This window comes from bacterium (genome assembly GCA_026398675.1).
In the GTDB taxonomy this organism is placed as follows: domain Bacteria; phylum RBG-13-66-14; class RBG-13-66-14; order RBG-13-66-14; family RBG-13-66-14; genus RBG-13-66-14.
Genome location: JAPLSK010000026.1, coordinates 1 through 3361 on the forward strand (window position 1 = coordinate 1; position 3361 = coordinate 3361).

Below are 3361 nucleotides of genomic sequence, written 5' to 3' on the forward strand. Positions count from 1 at the left end.
CAGACCTCCAACCTGATGAAGGCTGCCTGGACCAAGTTCAACGCTGCCCAGGCCCAGACCATCTCGGGCTTCTCCCAGGTCGGCTTCGTGAACGAGTATGGCTTCCGCGGGGCCGGCGTGCTCCGGGGCTCCATGGTCGACTCCCCCACGGGCATCGGTCTCCTGGACGAGGGCTTTCTGACCGAGTACAGCGCGCCCTTCAACTTCGAGGGCTCGCTCGTCGACTCTCCCACGGGCATCGGCGCCCTGCGCCGGCCGAACCGGAAGGGTCGCCGGATGCAGACCCGTCGGTGGGCTCCGTACCAGCCGCGCTCCTTGGGTTCCCGCTACCCCTCCAAGGGCAGCTACTCCCCCTTCTCGTCCCGTCTGGGCCTCGGCTCGGGCTCGGGGCGCTCCCTCAACTTGCAGTCCTTCACCTCCTCCGGGCCGATCAGCCCGGGCGGTGGGTACGGCGGCGCCTCCATGGGCAACCGCGGTGACGGGGGCTCCGGCTCCGGCGCCAGCACCTACGACGGCGGGTCCTACGGGGACTACGGCGGGGGCAGCGGCGGCGGTGGTGGTGGGGGCTACGGCTCCGGCTCCGATGGCGGCGGCGGTGGCGGTGGCGGTGGCGGTGGCGGTGGTGGCTACGGCTCCGACGAGGGCGGCGGTGGCGGGGGCTACTCCTCCGACGACGGCGGCGGCTACGAGGACGACATCGACGACGATGCGGACATCCTCGACAAGGATCTCTACGACGCCCTCTACACCCCGAAGACCAAGGTGGTCCGCGAGATCGTTCGCGAGCCCACCTACCTCCAGACCGCACCGACCTACGCCACGTCGCCCTTCATGCCCGCGGCGCCGCGCATGCAGTACGCCGGGGCCCCGTCCGCCTACACGACCAGCTTCGTGCAGGGCCTCGGACACATGGCCCGCTTCCACGGCATGAACATCCAGACCGTCTTCTGATCCTTCTGGCCCCTTCCGGACCACTCCCTGAAAACCCAAGCAAAACCGTCCACCGGCGTCGAGGATAACCACGGAGTTACAGTCTAGCAGACCTGGAGAACGTAGGAAAAACGCCGACGATCTCTTGCCTAACCCCTGGTCCCCCGATACCACCCATCTGAAACCACTCGCAGCGAGAGGGACTACATGAGCACCGTCACCCTCCCCTCGGCCGCTTCGGTCTCCCCGAAGAAGTCCCAGGGCAGCAAGACCTCCACCACCGCCGAGCGCGCCCGCCTGTCTCGCACCCGCGAGACCCAGCTCAAGGGCCTCGCCTGGACCGGTGGCGAGATCCTCGGCTCCATGGCCGCGGCCACCGCCATCGCCGGCTACAAGGCCGACGACCTGGGCCTCTTCAACGACCGCGTGGACGCCCGCCTCGTGGCCGGTGCCGGCGCCCTCGTGTACGGCCTGTGGAACGAGAAGAAGACCAACGTCCACGCCGTCAACGTGGGCTTGGGCATCCTCGGCTCCTGGCTCTACGACAAGGCCCACGCCTTCGGCGTGAATCAGGCCGCCAAGTCCGAAGACAAGGCCGCCGACAAGGCCGCCGAGAAGGCCGCCGAGAAGGCCGCCGCGGTCACCCCGCCCGTCGTCCCGGCCGCGACCGAGCCCACCCCCGGGATCGTCCTGGGCTACGTCGGCGGCGCCGACGAGCGCAAGGCCCGCAGGCTGGAGCGGATCAACCGCCGGCTCGGGAAGCTGAAGGAGAAGCAGGGCGAGATCGACGAGGTCAGCGTCCCCCGCTGGGCGGTCAAGCCGGCCTACTGGGCCAAGCACGGCCAGCTCTAGGAACCATCACCCGGGGGCGTGACCGCACCGGCAGCCTCCTACCCACACCTTCGACCCTTCGGGGTCACAAGAACCACAGAACTCGCAACCCCTGAAAGAGAGGATTCCCATGAACCCCATCGGCTCCGTCCCCGTCTACTACGACGCCCAGACCGGCGCCCTGTCCATCGACGACGAGGACGTGTCGGGACTCGTCGGCGGCACCCGCCGGCAGGACCGCATCTCCCGCAGGATCAACCGCCTCGAAGGCCGCGCCGAGCGCCTCTCGTCCCGCCAGCAGCAGGATACCGACGTGGCCCCGGCCGACGTGTATCAGGCCGCCGCGGCCCGCGGAATGGTGACCGAGAACCAGTTCAACGGCCTGGGCTCCGTGAACCTCGTCCAGGGCGGCACCGCCAGCCTGACCGACACCTGCAACCGCAACATGTGGATCAAGAGCATGGTGCTGGACTGCACCGTGCCCCAGGACGTGCTCGTCACCGGCATCTCGGTCGCCGGCCTGCCCATCAACGTCGGGTCGAAGGGCGCCCCGATCTCCATGTTCGCGAAGGACAGCACTCGCTTCGGCATCAGCTTCGGCCGCCGGCTGGCCCTCACCGGCCAGACCGTCAAGGTCGACTTCCTGCACGCCGACGCCGCGGGCGCGGCCGACATCGTCCTCGGTGGCCTCATCGTCGACGAGCTGAACCCCTACGCGATGCAGCGTTGGATGGAGCAGATGCTCCTCCAGGCCGCGGTCCACGGCTTCGAGGGCCCGGGCTTCTAGTCCTGGCCTCCCGGTCATCCGGGCTGCCGCGGGCAACCGCGGCGGACCGTGGGGCGGGCTCCCGCAAGGGGGCTCGCCCCTTCGCGTTATAGCCTCCCGTCGATGTCCTGGTATGGGCGGTGAACCCCTCCCCGCCCGGCCTTGAATGGGATACCCTCCTACCAGGAGCAGACCCATGGCGAAGAACCCTCCGAGCCGGTACGAGATCCAAGACCCCATGCGGGCGCTCGTGATGCGCGAGGCTGGGCTCCGAGACGGTCGAGGGGGGACGCCATCGGCCATCGCGGGCTCCCTCATGTCCGGCGGGATGTTCGACCCCGCCATCGGCCGCGCGTACCGGATCGGTGGAACCGAGGTCATCCCCAGCGGGACGCTCCAGTTCGAGCCCATCGTCACCAACCACGGGCAGGCCGACGTGGTGACCCGGTGGAAGGTTACGCTGAAGGGCACGGACCCAGACCATCACATCGCGGCGGGCCGTGGGGCTCACCTGCGGTTCTTGGTCGGGACCAAGATGGAGTCGGACTACATCATCCGCCGAGGGACCATCCACGTCCGCACCCAGAACCCGAACCCGAACCTCCTGGTCCAGGCCCTCGATGCCCTCGATCAAGGCGGGGCGGTGACGCTCTACTGCGTGGGCCGCTCTCTCGACGTGAAGGTGCTCAACGAGAACGCGGTGGCAGGGAACGACCTCACGGTCGACTACGCCATCGACGAGGCAGACTCGGGGCTCTCGATCTGGCATGACCTCCAGACGTACAACATGATCCTGGCTGGAGGGATCGTCGAGACCGGGTTCAACATCCCCCC

General features: G+C 68.6%; 4 protein-coding genes. All 4 read left to right on the plus strand.

All coding sequences use genetic code 11. The annotated features are described in order from the left end of the window. On the plus strand, window positions 1-951 hold a 951-nt coding region (locus NTW26_00335; protein MCX7020721.1), incomplete at its 5' end, for a hypothetical protein. A 186-nt stretch (window positions 952-1137) separates the two neighbouring features. After that, window positions 1138-1782, plus strand: a complete 645-nt coding sequence (locus NTW26_00340) for a hypothetical protein (GenBank protein MCX7020722.1) — start codon at window positions 1138-1140, stop codon at window positions 1780-1782. A 109-nt stretch (window positions 1783-1891) separates the two neighbouring features. Next, a complete protein-coding gene (locus NTW26_00345) occupies window positions 1892-2548 on the plus strand; it encodes a hypothetical protein (protein ID MCX7020723.1) in 657 nt (218 codons plus the stop codon). Window positions 2549-2723: 175 nt separating this feature from the next. After that, the coding region (locus NTW26_00350) for a hypothetical protein (protein MCX7020724.1) at window positions 2724-3361 on the plus strand (638 nt) is incomplete at its 3' end.